Here is a 17726-nt window from a genome sequence, read left to right as displayed (position 1 = left end):
AGTTTTATCATGCCGCCTCGCCGCTACAACCCCGACCACCGACGTGAAGCGCTTCTGGAACGTATTAATATGGATATTCCGGCAAGCGTCGCCCATGCGTTGAAAGAAGACCTGGGGGGTGACGTTAACGCCGATAAAGACATTACCGCACAATTGTTGCCAAAAGAGACACGCTCGCACGCGGTCATTATCACCCGTGAGGAGGGCGTTTTTTGCGGCAAGCGTTGGGTTGAAGAGGTCTTTACTCAGCTGGCGGGCGACGATGTGCAGGTGACATGGCACGTTGAAGATGGTGATGCGGTGACCGCCAATCAGCCACTGTTCGAGCTGGACGGGCCATCCCGCGTATTGCTGACCGGCGAGCGTACCGCGCTCAATTTTGTCCAAACGCTCTCTGGCGTCGCCAGTGAAGTGCGCCGCTACGTTGACCTGCTGGCCGGCACCCGAACCCAGCTGCTGGATACCCGTAAAACGCTGCCGGGCCTGCGCACCGCCCTGAAGTATGCGGTACTGTGCGGCGGCGGCGCAAACCATCGTCTCGGTTTATCCGATGCCTTCCTGATTAAAGAGAACCACATAATTGCTTCTGGCTCCGTGCGTCAGGCGGTGGAGAAAGCCTTCTGGCTGCACCCGGATGTGCCGGTTGAGGTGGAAGTTGAAAGCCTGGAAGAGCTGGAGCAGGCGATTAAGGCCGGGGCCGATATCATCATGCTCGATAACTTCGAAACGGAGCAGATGCGCGAGGCGGTGAAACTGACCAACGGCCGGGCCCAGCTTGAAGTCTCCGGAAACGTCACTTTCGACACGATCCGTGAGTTCGCTGAAACCGGCGTGGATTACATCTCCGTCGGCGCGCTGACCAAGCACGTTCGCGCCCTCGACCTCTCAATGCGCTTCAAATAACGCGCGCTCCCCTCTCTGCCCGGAGAGGGGAATTTCAGCTCTGCTCGCAAATCCATTGTCTCTTCCTGCAACACGGAATGAATTCTCTGAAGCCTCTTTCCCGTTCCCTTATTTGCCCCTCGTTTCTGCCCTGTCCCGCTGACAAAGTAGCGCCACTTTGCATAAGGAGCAGATATGGACAGACAACAAGGATTCACGCTCATTGAGCTGATGGTGGTCATTGGCATTATCGCGATTCTGAGCGCCATCGGCGTTCCCGCCTATCAGAACTACCTGCGTAAAGCAGCCCTCACCGATATGCTGCAAACTTTCGTGCCTTACCGTACCGCCATTGAGCTTTGCGCGCTCGATCGCGGCGGCGTGGAAAGCTGCGATGCCGGCAGTAACGGTATACCCTCTCCTGCCACGACGCGTTACGTTTCAGGAATGAGCGTGGCGAAAGGGGTCGTGGCCTTAACGGGCCAGGAAAGCCTGAACGGGCTGACGGTAACCATGACGCCACAGTGGAACAACGGCAACGGTATGACGGGCTGGACGCGTGACTGCAACATCAGTGCTGACAGCGCGCTTAAGCAGGCCTGCGAAGACGTCTTCCGCTTCGACACTTACTGAGGAGCGGATAATGAACACCGATCAACTCGTGGCACTTTGTCTTCGCCACCATGCGCTGCTGCTCACCAGCGACAGCGACATGATTAGCATCGCCGTCGTGGGAAACCCCGCGCCTGAACTGATGGAGGCCCTGCGCTTCGCGACCCAGAAGCGGATTGATATCGAATGCTGGAGCGCTGAACGCATGGAAAAGCACCGGCAGTTAACCGCGCAATCGCATCTGCCTGTCGTTTCACCACCCCACTCCGCGGTGGATATCCTCAACAACACGCTGCAGCAGGCAATAAACCAGCGCGCGTCTGACATCCATATCGAACCGATGGAGCACGCGTGCCAGATCCGCTTGCGTATCGACGGGGTACTTTACCCGCAGCCTCCCCTTTCCGCCGCGCTGACGACGATGCTCAGCGCCCGGTTAAAAGTGCTGGGTAATCTGGATATTGCAGAACGCCGCTTACCGCAGGACGGTCAGTTTACGATTGAGCTGACAAACGAGCCGGTCTCGTTTCGTATCTCCACGCTTCCCTGCAGCGGCGGGGAAAAAATTGTGCTGCGTCTGCTGCACCAGGTTCAGCAGGCGCTGGAACCGAACGCGCTTGGTATGAGCGCTAAACAGCTGGCCTGTTTTAATGAGGTACTCCACCAGCCTCAGGGGCTAATTCTGGTCACCGGCCCAACGGGCAGCGGCAAAACCGTAACGCTCTACAGCGCGCTGCAGGCGCGTAACACCCCTGACGTCAACATCTGCAGCGTGGAGGATCCCATTGAGATCCCGCTTGTAGGGTTAAATCAGACTCAGATTAACCCCCGCGCGGGCTTAACATTCCAGAGCGTACTGAGGGCGCTGCTCCGTCAGGATCCGGACATCATTATGGTCGGGGAAATTCGCGATGGTGAAACGGCAGAAATTGCCATCAAAGCCGCACAGACCGGACACCTGGTGCTGTCGACGCTGCACACCAACTCGACGATGGAAACCCTCATTCGTCTGGAGCAGATGGGCATTGCACGCTGGATGATCTCTTCCGCGCTCTCGATGGTGATTGCCCAGCGGCTGGTTCGACGCCTTTGCCCGCACTGCCGACAGAAAACAGGGGAGCATACGGACTTACCGCGCTCGGCCTGGACGCGGCAACTTCCTCGCTGGCAGCCCGCAGGCTGCGATCGTTGTTATCACGGTTTTTACGGCCGCGTGGCCATTTTTGAAGCGCTTGCGATCGATAATCCCCTGCGCCAGGCGATTGCCAGCGGGGCAGGCATTGAGGTGATAGAAGCCAGTGCACGGCAGGCGGGACTCATCTCGCTGTTTGAACACGGCTGCATGGCCGTCGAGCAAGGGCTCACCACGCTTGAAGAGTTAGTGCGTGTTCTGGGAATGCCCGATGGCCGCTAATCAACTCTGGCGCTGGCGAGCAGTCTCCGCTGAAGGAGAACCCCGAAGCGGGGTTCTCTGGGCCACAGACCGCAGCGCGGCCTTCACCAGGCTGATGCGTAACGACCTCCATCCTCTGGCCCTGACCCGATGCGCTCAAAGACACCGCTGGCGTCCACATCACTGCTACGAGATGTTTCGTCAGCTCGCAACGCTTCTGCAGGCCGGCCTGACGCTCGTACATAGTCTGCAAATGCTGGCAGACCAGCATCCAGTAGAACCGTGGCGGGGGCTACTGCAAAGCGTTGCCGATGAACTCAGCGAAGGGCGTCCTTTTTCTGAGGCGCTTAAACGGTGGCCAGCAGTCTTTAGCCCACTGCATATCTCAATGGTGAAAACCGGAGAGCTAACAGGGAAGCTTGAAGCGTGCTGCCGGGAGCTTGCAGAGCAGCAAAAAGCGCAGCAGCAGCTCAACGCGAAAGTGAAAAAAGCGCTGCGCTACCCGGCGATCGTCCTGACGCTGGCGGTGCTCGTCGTGCTGGCAATGGTCACCCTGGTTTTGCCCGAGTTTGCCGCGATTTACAAAACGTTTAACACCCCGCTTCCGGCACTGACGCGAATAGTGATGGGGATAGCCGCGTTTATGCAGTCATATGCCCTCGTGCTGTTCGCGATGCTACTTGTTCCCGTAACCGCTGCCTGGGCTCTGCGACACCATCCTCGCTGGCAGCGTATTCTGCTGAGTTTTCCCGTAATGGGAGCGCTGGCGAAAGGGCAAAAGCTGGGACAGATCTTCACCGTGCTGTCACTTACGCAGCAGGCGGGCATTGCCTTCTTACAGGGTCTTGAGAGCGCAGAAGAGACCGCTGAAAGCCGGTACTGGCAAGGGATACTCAGCAGCATAAGGGAGGACATCGAAAAAGGTCTCCCCATCTGGTCTTCCTTCCAGAAAGCGGCGATGTTTACCCCGCTCTGCATCCAGCTCTTACGAACCGGCGAGATGTCAGGTTCGCTGGACGTCATGCTGGCAAACCTTGCCCGCCATCACACGGAACAGACCTTTCAACGGGCAGACAACCTGGCGGCGCTTCTGGAGCCGCTGCTGCTGGTTGTTACTGGAGTCATCATCGGCACGCTGGTGGTGGCAATGTATCTGCCGATTTTCCATCTGGGAGATGCGATGAGCGCGGGGTAGTGCAACAGCGCTGGCGCACGGGCATGCGCCAGCGAAAGCCATTACAGGCTATTGAAAACGCGGTTTTCCTGCTCCTGAACGCGAATAAACGTCGTGCGTTTCGTCAGCTCTTTCAGGCGGGATGCACCTACGTAGGTGCAGGCTGAGCGCAGGCCACCGAGAATATCGCGCGCGGTGTTTTCAACCGGACCGCGCAGTGGCAGCTTCACGGTTTTGCCTTCTGCCGCACGGTATTTAGCCACGCCACCGACGTGACGGGTCATCGCGGACTCAGAGCTCATACCGTAGAACAGCATGAATTTCTCGCCGTTCTCTTCCACTACGGTGCCGCCGCTCTCTTCGTGACCTGCCAGCATACCGCCGAGCATCACGAAGTCCGCGCCGCCGCCAAAGGCCTTTGCGACATCGCCCGGCATGGTGCAACCGCCGTCGCTGATAATCTGGCCGCCCAGGCCGTGCGCCGCATCGGCACATTCAATGACCGCGGAAAGCTGCGGATAACCAACTCCGGTCTTAACGCGCGTGGTGCATACGGAGCCCGGGCCAATGCCCACTTTCACGATGTCGGCACCGGAAAGGATCAGCTCTTCACACATTTCACCGGTCACCACGTTGCCCGCGATGATAGTTTTGTTCGGCCAGGCTTCGCGCGCCTTGCTGACGAACTGTACGAAGTGCTCGGAGTAACCGTTCGCCACATCAATACAAACGAAGCTAAGCGCTGGGTTGGCATTCAGGATCTGTTTGGTCTTTTCGAAATCTGCATCGGAGGTACCCGTGGAGACCATCACGTGCTTCACCACATCAGCAGAGGCGGACGCAACAAACGCGTTCCACTCTTCAGGAGTGTAGTGCTTGTGGACTGCAGTAAGAATATCGAACTGAGCCAGCGCCGTTGCCATCTCAAAGGTACCGACCGTATCCATGTTGGCAGCAATGATTGGCACGCCAGACCAGGTCTGACCGGAGTGTTTAAAGGTGAATTGACGTTCGAGTTCAACGTCTGAGCGACTTTTCAGTGTAGAGCGTTTAGGGCGGATAAGAACGTCTTTGAAACCTAACTTCAGATCTTCTTCGATACGCATGTGCGGATTCCTGGGGTTAGAGGCAAATATGTTAAAAGCACAACTCCAGTGACGCTATCATACGCACTAATACCTGCTCCGCAAGACTGCGAAATTTTCTTTTTTTACGCTACAATCCTATAAATTTACCTGGTAAAAAGCGGGTAAAGAGAATCAAACAATTACTGTCGCACGTTTGTTTTTTAAGCAACTGATTTTCATAATGAATAATTCCCAGGATTTGATTTAATGGGGTATATCGTCGCAGTAACCGGCGGCATCGGTAGTGGCAAAAGTACCGTTGCGGACGCGTTTTCTCGTCTCGGCATCGCGATTATTGATGCCGATATTATTGCCCGTCAGGTGGTAGAGCCCGATACACCCGCGCTAAAGGCCATCGCAGACCATTTCGGTCAGGCAATCATCAATGCCGACGGCACGCTGAACCGCCGTCAGCTTCGCGAATATATTTTTTCTGATTCTGCGGAAAAAGCCTGGCTTAATGCCCTGCTCCACCCCATTATCCACCAGGAAACTCAGCGTCAGATAGCCGCAGCCCGCTCGCCCTATGTCCTGTGGGTGGTTCCGCTCCTGGTGGAAAATCAGCTGTATAAGAAAGCCAATCGGGTACTGGTGATTGATGTCACACCCGAAACGCAAATCCAGCGAACCATGACGCGCGATCACGTCTCGCGTGAACATGCTGAACAAATTCTTGCCGCTCAGGCCACGCGCGCTCAGCGCCTTGCCGTTGCGGATGATGTTATTGATAATAACGGCGCACCAGATGCCATTGCATCGGATGTTGCCCGTCTGCACGCGCAGTATCTGACGTTCGCCGCGCAGGCCGTTGCACAGGAAAAACCATAATGTCCACTCACATTCTTTTTGAGCACCCGCTTAATGAAAAAATGCGTACCTGGCTGCGCATTGAATTTCTTATCCAACAGCTTTCACAACATCTTCCTGTTAACGATCATGCCACGGCGTTGCACTTCTTTCGCAACGTAGGCGATCTGCTGGATGTGATTGAGCGTGGCGATGTCCGTACGGAGCTGTTGAAAGAGCTGGAGCGCCAGCAGCGTAAATTACAGGCCTGGGCCGAAGTGCCGGGCGTGGATCAAAGCCGGATTGACGCCTTACGTCAGCAATTGAAAAACAGCAGCACAACGCTGATGGCAGCGCCGCGCGTTGGGCAATATTTACGAGAAGACCGTTTGATTGCGCTGGTGCGCCAGCGCCTGAGCATACCGGGCGGTTGCTGTAGCTTTGACCTGCCAACGCTGCATATGTGGCTGCATATGCCGCAGGAACAGCGCGATCGTCAGGTAAACAGCTGGCTGGGCAGCCTGGAGCCGATGAATCAGACGTTATCGCTGATCCTCGATCTTGTGCGTAACTCTGCCCCATTCCGCAAGCAAACCAGTCTCAACGGTTTTTATCAGGACAACGGCGACGACGCCGATCTTCTGCGTCTAAATCTGTCTCTTGGCGAGCAGCTTTATCCACAAATTTCCGGGCATAAAAGCCGTTTCGCGATCCGCTTTATGCCGCTGGACAGTGAAAATGGCACCGTGCCGGAACGCCTCGATTTTGAACTGGCCTGTTGTTAAGGAGTGCCAATGTCTGACGTCACCACCGTAAACTGCCCAACCTGTGGCAAAACCGTTGTCTGGGGCAAAGTGAGTCCATTTCGCCCATTCTGCTGCAAGCGCTGTCAGCTCATTGACCTGGGCGAATGGGCGGCGGAAGAGAAACGTATTCCGAGCGAAGGGGACCTCTCGGATAGCGATGACTGGAGCGAAAGCCAGCAGTAACGTTCAAAGCCTGCTGGCGCTTCGTCCGGCAGGCCTACATATTTGCCGCTAAGCGGCGGATCACAGGCTCATTGGCTGGCGGGAATTTATCGGCATCACTGGCCTGAAGTTCCACCCAGTTACCCGGCTGTCCTTCTTTTCCCCATGGGTCACCTTCCCAGCTTTCCACCAGCCAGAACCACAGCGTGATGTGCCTGTCGGGAAACTGGTATTCCAGCTTATCAAACAGCGTAGCGCCAAGCGGGGTAATCCCCACCTCTTCCTGCAGCTCACGCACCAGCGCCTCTTCCGGCGTTTCTCCTGATTCGATTTTCCCACCAGGAAACTCCCACTTGTTCGCCATATGGGCGTCGGCAGCGCGCTGGGTGATGAAGATTTGGTTTTGCGGGTTGCGAATAATCCCGACGGCAATTTGCAGTATTTTCATAGTTTCACTTCCATAAAAAAGGCGCAGATGTCTGCGCCTTTTCTTTTTTTATGAACTTAGTTCAGACGGCCGTGGCAGGCCTTGTATTTTTTACCAGAACCACATGGGCATGGATCGTTACGACCCACTTTACGATCGCCGGTCTGCGCGGCGATCGCTGCTGCGGCTTCGCTTTCGTCGGTCTGGTGGCTCAGCTGCTGCATCTGCGCCAGACGCTCAGCTTCTTCACGACGCTGCTGCTCCATCGCTTCCACTTCTTCCGGCATACGCACCTGAACCTTACTCAGGGTGCTGATCACTTCATACTTCAGCGACTCCAGCATAGAGGCAAACATGGAGAAGGATTCACGCTTGTACTCCTGCTTCGGATCTTTCTGTGCATAGCCACGCAGGTGGATACCCTGACGCAGGTAGTCCATCGCCGCCAGGTGCTCTTTCCACAGGGAGTCCAGCGTCTGCAGCATCACGCCTTTTTCGAAGTGACGCATCATCTCAGCGCCAACCACTTCTTCCTTACGCTTGTAAACCTCCAGCGCGGTTTCAAAGATACGTTCGCGCAGGGTCTCTTCATGAAGCTCAGGTTCTTTGTCCAGCCACTCTTTGATTGGCAGATCGAGATCGAAGTCGTTTTTCAGGCGTTCCTGCAGGCCTTCAACATCCCACATCTCTTCCAGAGACTGCGGTGGAATATGCGCGTCGATGGTGGCTTTGAACACATCCTCGCGGATGCTGTTGATGGTTTCGCTCACGTCGGACACGTCCAGCAGTTCGTTACGCTGGGTGTAGATTGCACGACGCTGATCGTTGGCAACGTCATCGTATTCCAGCAGTTGCTTACGAATATCGAAGTTGCGGCTTTCCACTTTACGCTGGGCGTTAGCGATCGCTTTAGTCACCCACGGGTGCTCAATGGCTTCGCCTGGCTTCATGCCCAGCTTACGCATCATGCCGGACACGCGGTCGGAGGCGAAAATACGCATCAGCGCATCTTCCATAGACAGATAGAAGCGGGAAGAACCGGCGTCCCCCTGACGACCCGCACGGCCACGCAGCTGGTTGTCGATACGACGAGATTCGTGACGCTCGGTACCAATGATGTGCAGGCCACCGGATGCCAGCACCGCGTCGTGGCGCACCTGCCAGTCGGCTTTGATCTGCGCGATCTGCTCTGGCGTTGGGTTTTCCAGCTCTGCAACTTCAGCCTGCCAGCTACCGCCCAGCATAATATCGGTACCACGACCCGCCATGTTGGTGGCGATGGTCACGGCTGCCGGATAGCCAGCCTGAGCAACAATGTCTGCTTCTTTAGCGTGGAACTTGGCGTTCAGAACGTTGTGCTTGATGCCAGCTTTGGTCAGTTCGTTAGAAACCACTTCAGATTTCTCGATGGAGATGGTCCCCACCAGAACGGGCTGACCATTGGCAGTACGGTCACGAATATCTTCGATGATCGCCTGAATTTTTTCCGCTTCGGTCATGTACACCAGGTCCGGCATATCCTTACGGATCATCGGACGGTTGGTTGGCACAACCACGGTATCCAGCTTGTAGATGGAGCTGAATTCAAACGCTTCGGTATCTGCAGTACCGGTCATCCCTGCCAGCTTCTCGTACAGACGGAAGTAGTTCTGGAAGGTAATAGACGCCAGCGTCTGGTTTTCGTTCTGGATATCCACGCCTTCTTTCGCTTCAACGGCCTGGTGCAGACCGTCAGACCAGCGACGGCCCTGCATGGTACGACCGGTGTGTTCATCGACGATAATGACTTCACCGTCTTTCACGATGTAGTCGACGTCGCGGGTGAACAGCGCGTGCGCACGCAGCGCGGCGGTCACGTGGTGCATCAGCATAATGTTGCTCGGAGAGTACAGAGACTCGCCTTCTTCCATAATGCCTTCAGCCACCAGCAGCTCTTCAATTTTCACCAGACCACGTTCGGTCAGGTTCACCTGGCGCGCTTTCTCATCAACGGAGAAGTGGCCTTCACCCTGGAAGGTATCGGAGTCTTCTTTCTCCTGGCGCAGCAGGTGTGGAATGATTTTGTCGACTTTACGGTACATGTCAGAGCTGTCTTCGGCCGGGCCGGAGATGATCAGCGGGGTACGCGCCTCATCGATAAGAATGGAGTCAACCTCATCCACCAGCGCATAGTGCAGCTTGCGCTGGACGCGCTCTTCCGGGCTGAACGCCATGTTGTCACGCAGGTAGTCGAAGCCGTATTCGTTGTTGGTACCGTAGGTGATATCAGCGTTATACGCTTCACGCTTGGCGGGCGCCGGCAGGCCGGACATGTTGATGCCGACGGTCATGCCGAGGAATTCGAACAGCGGACGGTTGTTTTCGGCATCACGCTGGGCCAGATAATCGTTGACGGTAACGACGTGAACGCCCTTACCGGTCAGTGCATTCAGGTAAGCCGGCAGCGTTGCGGTCAGTGTTTTACCTTCACCGGTACGCATTTCCGCGATGCAGCGCTCGTTAAGCACCATACCACCCAGCAACTGAACGTCGAAGTGACGCATGCCAAATACGCGTTTACTCGCTTCACGCACAACCGCGAAAGCTTCCGGAATAAGGCTCTCCAGGGTTTCGCCTTTTTCCAGGCGCGCGCGGAATTCCGCCGTTTTCGCTTTGAGCTCATCATCAGAGAGCTTCTCCATCGCCGGTTCCATACCGTTGATGACGTTTACAGCTTTGCGCATACGGCGCAGGGTACGATCGTTACGACTACCGAAAACTTTGGTTAATAATTTGATTAGCATAATAAATTCTCAAACGCCCCAGACGGGCAGATAAATTAAGGTATTGAAAAAGTTAATTTAGCTGAGGCGTTGTGGCCCGGCGCGGATGCCGTGAACCTGGCTAATCCATGTCGAAACTGAGAATGATACAGGGGGGACAAACCCGGTTTGCGCCGTCTGACTCACGTTCACAGGCGGCTGGTTGTCCTGCGTCAGAAGCGCATTAAGCGTATCGAGCAGGGCAAGATGCTGAGCCTGAACCGGCAGCGTTTCTTCAGCAACAGGCATCGTCTGCGGCGCCATCGCGAACGACAGATGACGGATAACCGTGCGGATGGCGTGCTGCTGCCAGTAATCAACGGAGAAATTAGGACGACGGCTGGCTTCAAGCCACGCGAGATTCGTAAAATTAACCCGCGTCGAGAGATCGTGTTTAGTCGTAGTGGAACGTGCTGGTGTCGCCGCTTCCGCACTGTTGCTGAGCGCAGGCAAGCCGAAACTCGCCGCAACCATCCCTAATAAGAGATGCGGCCAGAAGTAACGTCTGCCAAATTGTCGCCAGCGCGTCAGTATTCCGCTCACTTGCTCCACCACATTCGCCCGCCAGTGCAGGCTGAGTTCAGTTATTCTTTTTTTAGCGCCCAGATATTACCACTAAAGCCACTACACAGCAGCAGGAATGACACCTCGCAGCAGGTAAAAACGGTCAATAATGCAGCGAACACACCGTTATTCGGCACCCGACAAAGGCCAGGGAATAGAGGGACAAATCAAAGAAGGGCAGAAATAAAAACGACTGGCTTCCCTGGTCGGAGAGAGTACCAGGTGAACCAGTCGCTTTTCTTACGAAACGGCGTTAACCGTTACGCCAGGACCATAGTCGGTGCTTTGAACGCCAGCGGCAGCTCAGCTTCGTCTTCGAAGGTCACATATTCCCAGGCTTCCTGTTTTGCCAGGACGGCCTGCAACAGTTTGTTGTTCAGTGCATGACCGGATTTAAACGCGGTAAATGCACCAATGATGTTGTGACCACACATGAAGAGGTCGCCGATCGCGTCCAGCATTTTGTGACGAACGAATTCATCTTCAAAACGCAGGCCGTCTTCGTTCAGTACGCGATAATCGTCAACAACGATGGCACAATCGAAGCTGCCGCCCAGGCACAGGCCGCGGGACTGCAGATATTCGATATCACGCATGAAGCCAAACGTACGTGCGCGGCTGATCTGGCGCATAAACGCATCAGCAGAGAAGTTCATCGCATAGCGTTGGGTGCTGGCATCAATCGCCGGATGGTTAAAGTCGATGGTAAAGTCCAACGAGAAACCATTGTACGGTTTGAATTCAGCCCACTTGTCGCCATCTTCGACGCGAACGGTCTCTTTAATGCGAACAAATTTCTTCGCACAGTTCAGTTCTTCGATGCCGGCATCCAGCAACAGATAAACGAACGGCGCAGCACTACCATCCATAATCGGGATTTCTGGCGCATCGACTTCAACAATAATGTTGTCGATACCCAGCCCCGCCAGGGCGGCGTTCAGGTGCTCTACGGTAGAAATCCGCACGTCATGCTCGTTCACCAGACAAGTACAGAGCATAGTATCACGCACAGATTTGGCATCGGCCGGAAAATCTACCGGTGGATTCAAGTCGGTGCGACGATAGATGACCCCGGTATTGGCCGGCGCAGGGCGTAACGTCAGTGTGACTTTCTTGCCGGTATGTAAACCGACACCCGTCGCCTGAACGATACGTTTAAGTGTCCTTTGTTTGATCATCGTATAATCTCGCCAAATTAACTATCCAACCGAGAGTGTATATCACTAACGGTGGGCCAGTTTAGCACAAAGAGCGCAAATCCCCAAATTCCAGCCAATTCTTAGTCAGCTTGCTTACGCAGGAACGCCGGGATGTCCAGATAATCTGGCTCTTTTGCCGTTTGCGGCGTTGGGTCGTTCACCACTTTCGCGGCCGGTTTTTGCTCCTGAGTCAGAGGAGACATACCGTGCTGCTGGTAACGATCCATTACCGGTTGCTGAGTCTGCTTGTTGGTCACCAGGGTGATCTCAGGACGCTTGTCCATACCGATACCGGTCGCAACAACGGTAACACGCAGCTCGTCGTTCATTTCCGGGTCAAGAGACGTACCGATTACCACGGTTGCGTTGTCAGAGGCGAACGCACGGATGGTGTTACCCACGGTTTCGAACTCATCCAGACGCAGGTCAAAGCCAGCGGTAATGTTGACCAGCACGCCGCGCGCACCAGACAGATCGATATCTTCCAGCAGTGGAGAAGAGATAGCCATTTCAGCCGCTTCTTCAGCACGGTCTTCACCGCTCGCCACGCCAGAGCCCATCATCGCGTAGCCCATTTCGGACATCACCGTGCGAACGTCTGCAAAGTCAACGTTCATCAGGCCAGGACGGGTAATCAGTTCAGCGATACCCTGAACCGCGCCTTTCAGCACGTCGTTTGCCGCGCCGAAGGCGTCCAGCAGGGAGATACCGCGACCCAGAACTTTCAACAGTTTGTCGTTCGGGATAGTGATCAGCGAGTCCACATGCTTGGACAGCTCGGTGATACCCTGCTCCGCGAAGGCCATACGCTTTTTGCCTTCGAAGTTGAAAGGCTTGGTCACGACAGCAACGGTCAGGATACCTAAATCTTTTGCCACTTCAGCCACAACAGGTGCTGCACCGGTACCAGTACCGCCGCCCATGCCTGCTGCGATGAAGACCATGTCCGCGCCTTCCAGTGCAGCACGCAGGGCTTCACGATCTTCTTCAGCCGCGTTACGGCCAACTTCCGGGTTAGCTCCAGCCCCCAGGCCTTTGGTGATACCACCGCCGATCTGGATAGTCTGGCCAACTGCCGTCTTACGAAGTGCTTGTGCATCGGTGTTAACTGCAAAGAATTCAACACCTTCAATGCGTTCACGCACCATATGCTCTACGGCGTTACCGCCGCCGCCACCGACGCCGATGACTTTAATCACCGCGTCGTTGGTCAGTTCCATAGGTTCAAACATAATTTCTCTCTCCGTTGTGCCTGTCGCCCGAGACCGCTAATTCTCTCCGGTCTCTTTAAAAAATTAAAACTCTTTTCGCAGCCAGTTGTTCAGTCGTTTGACCCACGACCCCACTGAGACGCGTTTTTCCACTTCTGCTTCACCACTGAGATGAGATTCCTTCCCGTAGTGGAGCAGGCCCACTGCCGTTGAATAGTACGGCTCCTGGGCATAATCCGTTAAACCGGTAATATTCAGCGGCGCACCAATACGCACCTGCGTATGGAACACGCGCTGAGCGCAGGCCGCAAGACCTTCAATTTGCGCTGCACCGCCGGTTAATACAATCCCCGCCGCAAGATGATGTTTCACGCCCTGCTGACGAAGCTGTTCCTGTAACTGTAAAATCTCTTCGTTGACCAGGTTGAGCAGCTCGGTATAGCGCGGCTCAATCACCTCTGCCAACGTCTGGCGCTGCAGGCTACGCGGCGGACGACCGCCCACGCTCGGCACTTCAACGCTCTCATCTTTGCCAACAATAGACCCCAGCGCACAGCCGTGGCGCACTTTAATCGCTTCTGCATCGCTCGGTGGCGTACCAAAAGCGTAAGCAATATCGCTGGTCACAACGTTCCCTGCGTATGGGATCACTTTGGTGTGGCGCAGCGCACCGCCGGTATACACGGCCATGTCCATTGTACCACCACCAATATCGACCACACAGACACCCAGTTCACGTTCGTCTTCGGTCAGCACGGAATAACTTGCCGCCAGACCGGCGAAAATAAGTTGGTCAACTTTCAGGCCACAACGTTCAACGGCTTTCACAATGTTCTTCGCCATATCGTTGTGACATGTGATCAGGTGCACTTTTGCCTGCATACGCACGCCAGACAGACCAACCGGGTTCTTGATCCCTTCCTGGTAGTCGATCGCATACTCCTGCGGGATCACGTGCAGCACGCGATGCTCATCGCGAACGCGCACGGACTTCGCCGTATGCACAACGTTTTCAACGTCTTCCTGCGTCACTTCTTCTTCGGAAATCGGCACCATACCGATTTCGTTCTGGCAGCTGATGTGCTTGCCAGAAAGGGCCAGATAGACAGAAGAAATCTGGCAATCTGCCATTAATTCAGCCTGATCGATGGCGCGCTGTACGCATTTCACCACCGACTCAAGGTCGTTTACCCCACCTTTATCCATACCACGGGACGGGCAACTGCCCACGCCAATGATATTGACCATACCGTCGGGCAGAACTTCCCCTACTAAAGCGGCAACCTTCGCGGTGCCAATCTCCAGTCCAACTACCAGTTTTCTGTCCGTCGCCTTGATCATTGTTGTTCTGCCTGTACCTGTGCCTGATTCTGTTGCTGATTAGGTTCCTCGACCGGAGCCGGCTCCCAACCGACTGCTGCGCCTGAGTCATAGCGCAAATCAACGTAGCTTATCCGTTTGCCGTCCGTCTGCGCCTGCTGCTGTAAAACCGGGTAAAGTTCTACAAAACGCGCCAGACGTTTCATTGTGTCGCCGCGTCCCAGGTTGAGCTTAATGCCGTTCGTCAACGTCAGCTGCCAGGAGCGGCGCGCCGTCATCGCAGCATCTTTTAACGTAAAGCTGTCCTTCGCCAGCACCTGGCCCATTTCACGAAAACCCTGCAATACTTCGTTTTCGCTGCCTTCCGGGCCATACAACATCGGTAAATTTTGCTTGTTGACACGATCGCTCGGGACGCTGAAGGAATTTCCGTCTACGTCAACCATGTGCTGATCATTCCAACGCGCAATGGGCACATATTCAACCAGATGAATCTTCAATTCATCAGGCCATTGTTTTCTGACACTCGCCTGTTTTATCCATGGCAGACGTTCAATCTGGCTCTGAATAATATTGACGTCCTGCGTCATAAAGGTGCCGGGCGATCCCAGCGCCAAAATTGACTGGCGAATATCATCGTTACGCGTGTAGTGACGCTCACCGGTCACCACCAGCTTCGACAGCGGCAGCCGCTGCGCATCTTCCATCCAGCCCAGCACCATCCAGCCGCTGATAAACACGGTGCACAGCACCCCGAGCAGGAAAATAATCCCTGCAAGACGCGTTCCATTACTCCGGCGTGAAGAAGTATATTCTTCTTCGTCATCGCGGTTGCGCGTGTTCAATGCAGCCTGAGACATATCAGCCCGCCTGGTCCAGAATACGTACGACTAACTGTGAGAAGCTCATTCCCGCCTGACGCGCCGCCATCGGCACAAGGCTGTGGCTGGTCATTCCCGGCGAAGTATTGGCTTCCAACAGATAAAACTGCCCGTCATTGTCCTGCATCACATCAATGCGTCCCCAGCCACGACACCCGAGAACATTCCATGCTTTTACCACCAGGGACTGTAATTCGGCTTCACGCTCACCTTCAAGACCACAAGGGCAGAAATATTGCGTCTCATCAGAGAGATACTTCGCCTCATAATCATAGAAGACTCCGGCGGGTTGGATGCGAATTGACGGTAAAATTTCTTCGCCAAGCATCGCGACGGTAAATTCCGGCCCGCTGAGCCATTTTTCAATCAGAACTTCTTCATCGTGTTGAAATGCCAGCGCTAAAGCAGATGCTAAATCTTCAGCTTTATCGACCTTTGACATCCCGACGCTCGACCCTTCCCGGCTCGGCTTTACAATAACCGGTAAGCCCAGTGACGCAATGCGTGTATTAACGCTGTCCGACAGGCCCAATTCAAATTCGCGACGGGTCAGCGCCACCCAAGGTGCAACAGGTAGCCCCGCGCCCTGCCAGAGTAACTTACTGCGCAGTTTATCCATAGAGATGGCGGAAGCCATCACGCCACTGCCGGTGTAAGGCATGCCGATCAGATCCAGAAGCCCCTGCAGGGTTCCGTCTTCACCGCCACGACCATGTAACGCGATAAAGACCTTATCGAAGCCCATCGCTTTTAATTGCGTCACGTCGACCTCTTTTGGATCGACCAGGTGCGCGTTTACGCCGCCTTCACGCAGGCCCGCCAGCACGGCAGCCCCGGAATTCAGGGAAACCTCGCGCTCGGCGGAGGTGCCGCCAGAGAGGACTGCAATCTTATCAGCCATGATGCTCATCCTCCTGGGTTTGCGGCTTCAGTTTGATTTCGGCTAAAGTACGGGCGATTTTGCCGATATTTCCCGCACCCTGAATCAGGATCAGATCGTTACCGGTCAGGACCGGTGCCAGAATTTCCGCCACCTGCGCCGGATCAGATACCAGAATAGGGTCAACTTTACCGCGCCCGCGAATGGTACGACACAGGGAACGACTGTCCGCGCCCGGAATCGGCGTTTCGCCTGCGGCGTAAACATCCAGCATCAGCAGGGTATCCACCTGCGACAGGACGCTGGCGAAATCGTCATACAGATCGCGGGTACGCGTGAAGCGGTGCGGCTGGAAGATCATCACCAGATTCTTCTCCGGCCAGCCCGCGCGTGCGGCTTTGATGGTCGCGTCCACTTCGGTCGGATGGTGACCGTAGTCGTCTACCAGCATCGCGGTGCCTGGCTTACCATTCACCGCATCCAGCGGGAATTCACCGAGGAAGTCGAAGCGACGCCCCGTGCCCTGGAAACTTTCCAGCGCGCGCAGGATCGCTTCATCGTCAATGCCTTCTTCCGTCGCAACAGCCACTGCCGCAGCGGCGTTGAGCGCGTTATGGCGCCCAGGCGCATTCAGCGTGACGTGCAGCAGCTCTTTGTCCTGACGCGCCAGAGTGAAATGGCCCTGCGCACCAATCTGTTTGTACGCTTCCACGCGGACGTCAGCGTCTTCGCTGAAACCATAGGTGGTGATTTGACGACCGACGCGCGGCAGCAGCTCGCGGATCACCGGGTCGTCGACGCACATTACCGCACGCCCATAAAACGGCAGGTTGTGCAGGAAGTTGATAAAGGTCTGCTTTAAGTTCTCGAAGTCGCCCTGGTAGGTATCCATATGGTCAGCTTCGATGTTCGTGACAATCGCCACCATCGGCTGCAGATGCAGGAACGACGCGTCACTCTCATCCGCTTCCGCAATCAGATAACGGCTGTGGCCCAGACGCGCATGCACGCCTGCCGCTTTCACCAGACCGCCGTTGACGAACGTCGGATCGAGCCCGGCTTCCGCATAAATACTGGAGACCATCGCCGTGGTCGTGGTTTTACCGTGGGTGCCGGCAATCGCAATGCCGTGACGGAAACGCATCAGTTCCGCCAGCATTTCAGCACGGCGGATCACGGGAATGCGCGCTTCATGCGCGGCAACGATTTCCGGGTTGTCAGAGGAGATGGCGCTTGAGACCACCACCACGCTCGCATCGCGCACGTTTTCCGGGCGATGGTTGAAATAGATAGTCGCCCCAAGCGACGCCAGCTGCTGCGTTACAGGGTTTGGCGCCAGGTCAGACCCGCTGATCTGATAGCCTTCGTTAGCTAACACTTCGGCAATACCGCCCATGCCAGCACCACCGATGCCAACAAAGTGAATGTGCCGGACGCGACGCATCTCGGGCACGATTGAACGCAGTTTTGCCAGTTGTTGTGTATTCATTCTCTAAACGCC

17 protein-coding genes are annotated in these 17726 nt (G+C 55.4%); 7 read left to right on the top strand and 10 right to left on the bottom strand.

What is annotated here, in order from left to right; translation table 11 throughout:
• Positions 1–9: 9 nt before the first annotated feature.
• The 4 genes from nadC to hofC all read left to right on the top strand — a co-directional run bounded on the left by nadC (position 10) and on the right by hofC (position 4082).
• Complete coding sequence (nadC, locus tag HBM95_03860) at positions 10–903, top strand: carboxylating nicotinate-nucleotide diphosphorylase (protein NIH42076.1); 894 nt, start codon at positions 10–12, stop codon at positions 901–903.
• Between the two features lie 174 nt (positions 904–1077).
• Entirely contained in the window at positions 1078–1515 is a 438-nt protein-coding gene (gene ppdD / locus HBM95_03855) for a prepilin peptidase-dependent pilin (protein ID NIH42075.1), read from the top strand.
• A 10-nt stretch (positions 1516–1525) separates the two neighbouring features.
• Positions 1526–2908, top strand: a complete 1383-nt coding sequence (gene gspE / locus HBM95_03850) for a type II secretion system protein GspE (protein ID NIH42074.1) — start codon at positions 1526–1528, stop codon at positions 2906–2908.
• The gene (gene hofC, locus HBM95_03845; GenBank protein NIH42073.1) at positions 2898–4082 is read left to right on the top strand and encodes a protein transport protein HofC; all 1185 of its coding nucleotides are present in this window, start codon (positions 2898–2900) and stop codon (positions 4080–4082) included. Before gspE ends, hofC begins: the two co-directional genes overlap by 11 nt.
• 41 nt (positions 4083–4123) lie before the next feature.
• Here the strand turns inward: hofC and HBM95_03840 are convergent, their stop codons facing one another.
• Complete coding sequence (locus HBM95_03840; protein NIH42072.1) at positions 4124–5167, bottom strand: GMP reductase; 1044 nt, start codon at positions 5165–5167, stop codon at positions 4124–4126.
• 228 nt (positions 5168–5395) lie between these two features.
• On the opposite strand from HBM95_03840, the gene coaE reads away from it, so the two are divergent.
• The 3 genes from coaE to yacG are packed head-to-tail and all read left to right on the top strand — an operon-like array spanning position 5396 to position 6963.
• Positions 5396–6016, top strand: a complete 621-nt coding sequence (gene coaE, locus HBM95_03835; protein ID NIH42071.1) for a dephospho-CoA kinase — start codon at positions 5396–5398, stop codon at positions 6014–6016.
• A complete protein-coding gene (gene zapD / locus HBM95_03830; GenBank protein ID NIH42070.1) occupies positions 6016–6759 on the top strand; it encodes a cell division protein ZapD in 744 nt (247 codons plus the stop codon). Before coaE ends, zapD begins: the two co-directional genes overlap by 1 nt.
• A 9-nt stretch (positions 6760–6768) precedes the next feature.
• A complete protein-coding gene (yacG, locus tag HBM95_03825; protein NIH42069.1) occupies positions 6769–6963 on the top strand; it encodes a DNA gyrase inhibitor YacG in 195 nt (64 codons plus the stop codon).
• A 34-nt stretch (positions 6964–6997) separates the two neighbouring features.
• On the opposite strand, the gene mutT is transcribed toward yacG, so the two are convergent.
• From mutT to murC, 9 genes are all read right to left on the bottom strand, one after another.
• The gene (gene mutT / locus HBM95_03820; GenBank protein NIH42068.1) at positions 6998–7390 is read right to left on the bottom strand and encodes an 8-oxo-dGTP diphosphatase MutT; all 393 of its coding nucleotides are present in this window, start codon (positions 7388–7390) and stop codon (positions 6998–7000) included.
• 56 nt (positions 7391–7446) lie between these two features.
• Complete coding sequence (secA, locus tag HBM95_03815; GenBank protein NIH42067.1) at positions 7447–10152, bottom strand: preprotein translocase subunit SecA; 2706 nt, start codon at positions 10150–10152, stop codon at positions 7447–7449.
• A gap of 57 nt (positions 10153–10209) precedes the next feature.
• Positions 10210–10713, bottom strand: coding sequence for a secA regulator SecM (gene secM, locus HBM95_03810; protein NIH42066.1), 504 nt, complete (start codon positions 10711–10713; stop codon positions 10210–10212).
• A gap of 281 nt (positions 10714–10994) precedes the next feature.
• Positions 10995–11912 (bottom strand): UDP-3-O-acyl-N-acetylglucosamine deacetylase, encoded by a 918-nt coding sequence (gene lpxC, locus HBM95_03805; protein ID NIH42065.1) that lies wholly within the window; start codon positions 11910–11912, stop codon positions 10995–10997.
• A 101-nt stretch (positions 11913–12013) separates the two neighbouring features.
• The gene (gene ftsZ, locus HBM95_03800; GenBank protein ID NIH42064.1) at positions 12014–13165 is read right to left on the bottom strand and encodes a cell division protein FtsZ; all 1152 of its coding nucleotides are present in this window, start codon (positions 13163–13165) and stop codon (positions 12014–12016) included.
• Between the two features lie 63 nt (positions 13166–13228).
• The gene (ftsA, locus tag HBM95_03795; protein ID NIH42063.1) at positions 13229–14485 is read right to left on the bottom strand and encodes a cell division protein FtsA; all 1257 of its coding nucleotides are present in this window, start codon (positions 14483–14485) and stop codon (positions 13229–13231) included.
• A complete protein-coding gene (ftsQ, locus tag HBM95_03790) occupies positions 14482–15324 on the bottom strand; it encodes a cell division protein FtsQ (GenBank protein ID NIH42062.1) in 843 nt (280 codons plus the stop codon). The genes ftsA and ftsQ overlap by 4 nt, the downstream gene beginning before the upstream one ends.
• Before the next feature lies 1 nt (position 15325).
• Complete coding sequence (locus HBM95_03785; protein NIH42061.1) at positions 15326–16246, bottom strand: D-alanine--D-alanine ligase; 921 nt, start codon at positions 16244–16246, stop codon at positions 15326–15328.
• A complete protein-coding gene (gene murC, locus HBM95_03780) occupies positions 16239–17714 on the bottom strand; it encodes a UDP-N-acetylmuramate--L-alanine ligase (GenBank protein NIH42060.1) in 1476 nt (491 codons plus the stop codon). Before murC ends, HBM95_03785 begins: the two co-directional genes overlap by 8 nt.
• Positions 17715–17726: the final 12 nt, after the last annotated feature.

The organism is Enterobacter asburiae, from assembly GCA_011754535.1.
GTDB lineage: Bacteria > Pseudomonadota > Gammaproteobacteria > Enterobacterales > Enterobacteriaceae > Enterobacter > Enterobacter cloacae_N.
This window is presented reverse-complemented; position numbering and strand designations above follow the sequence as displayed.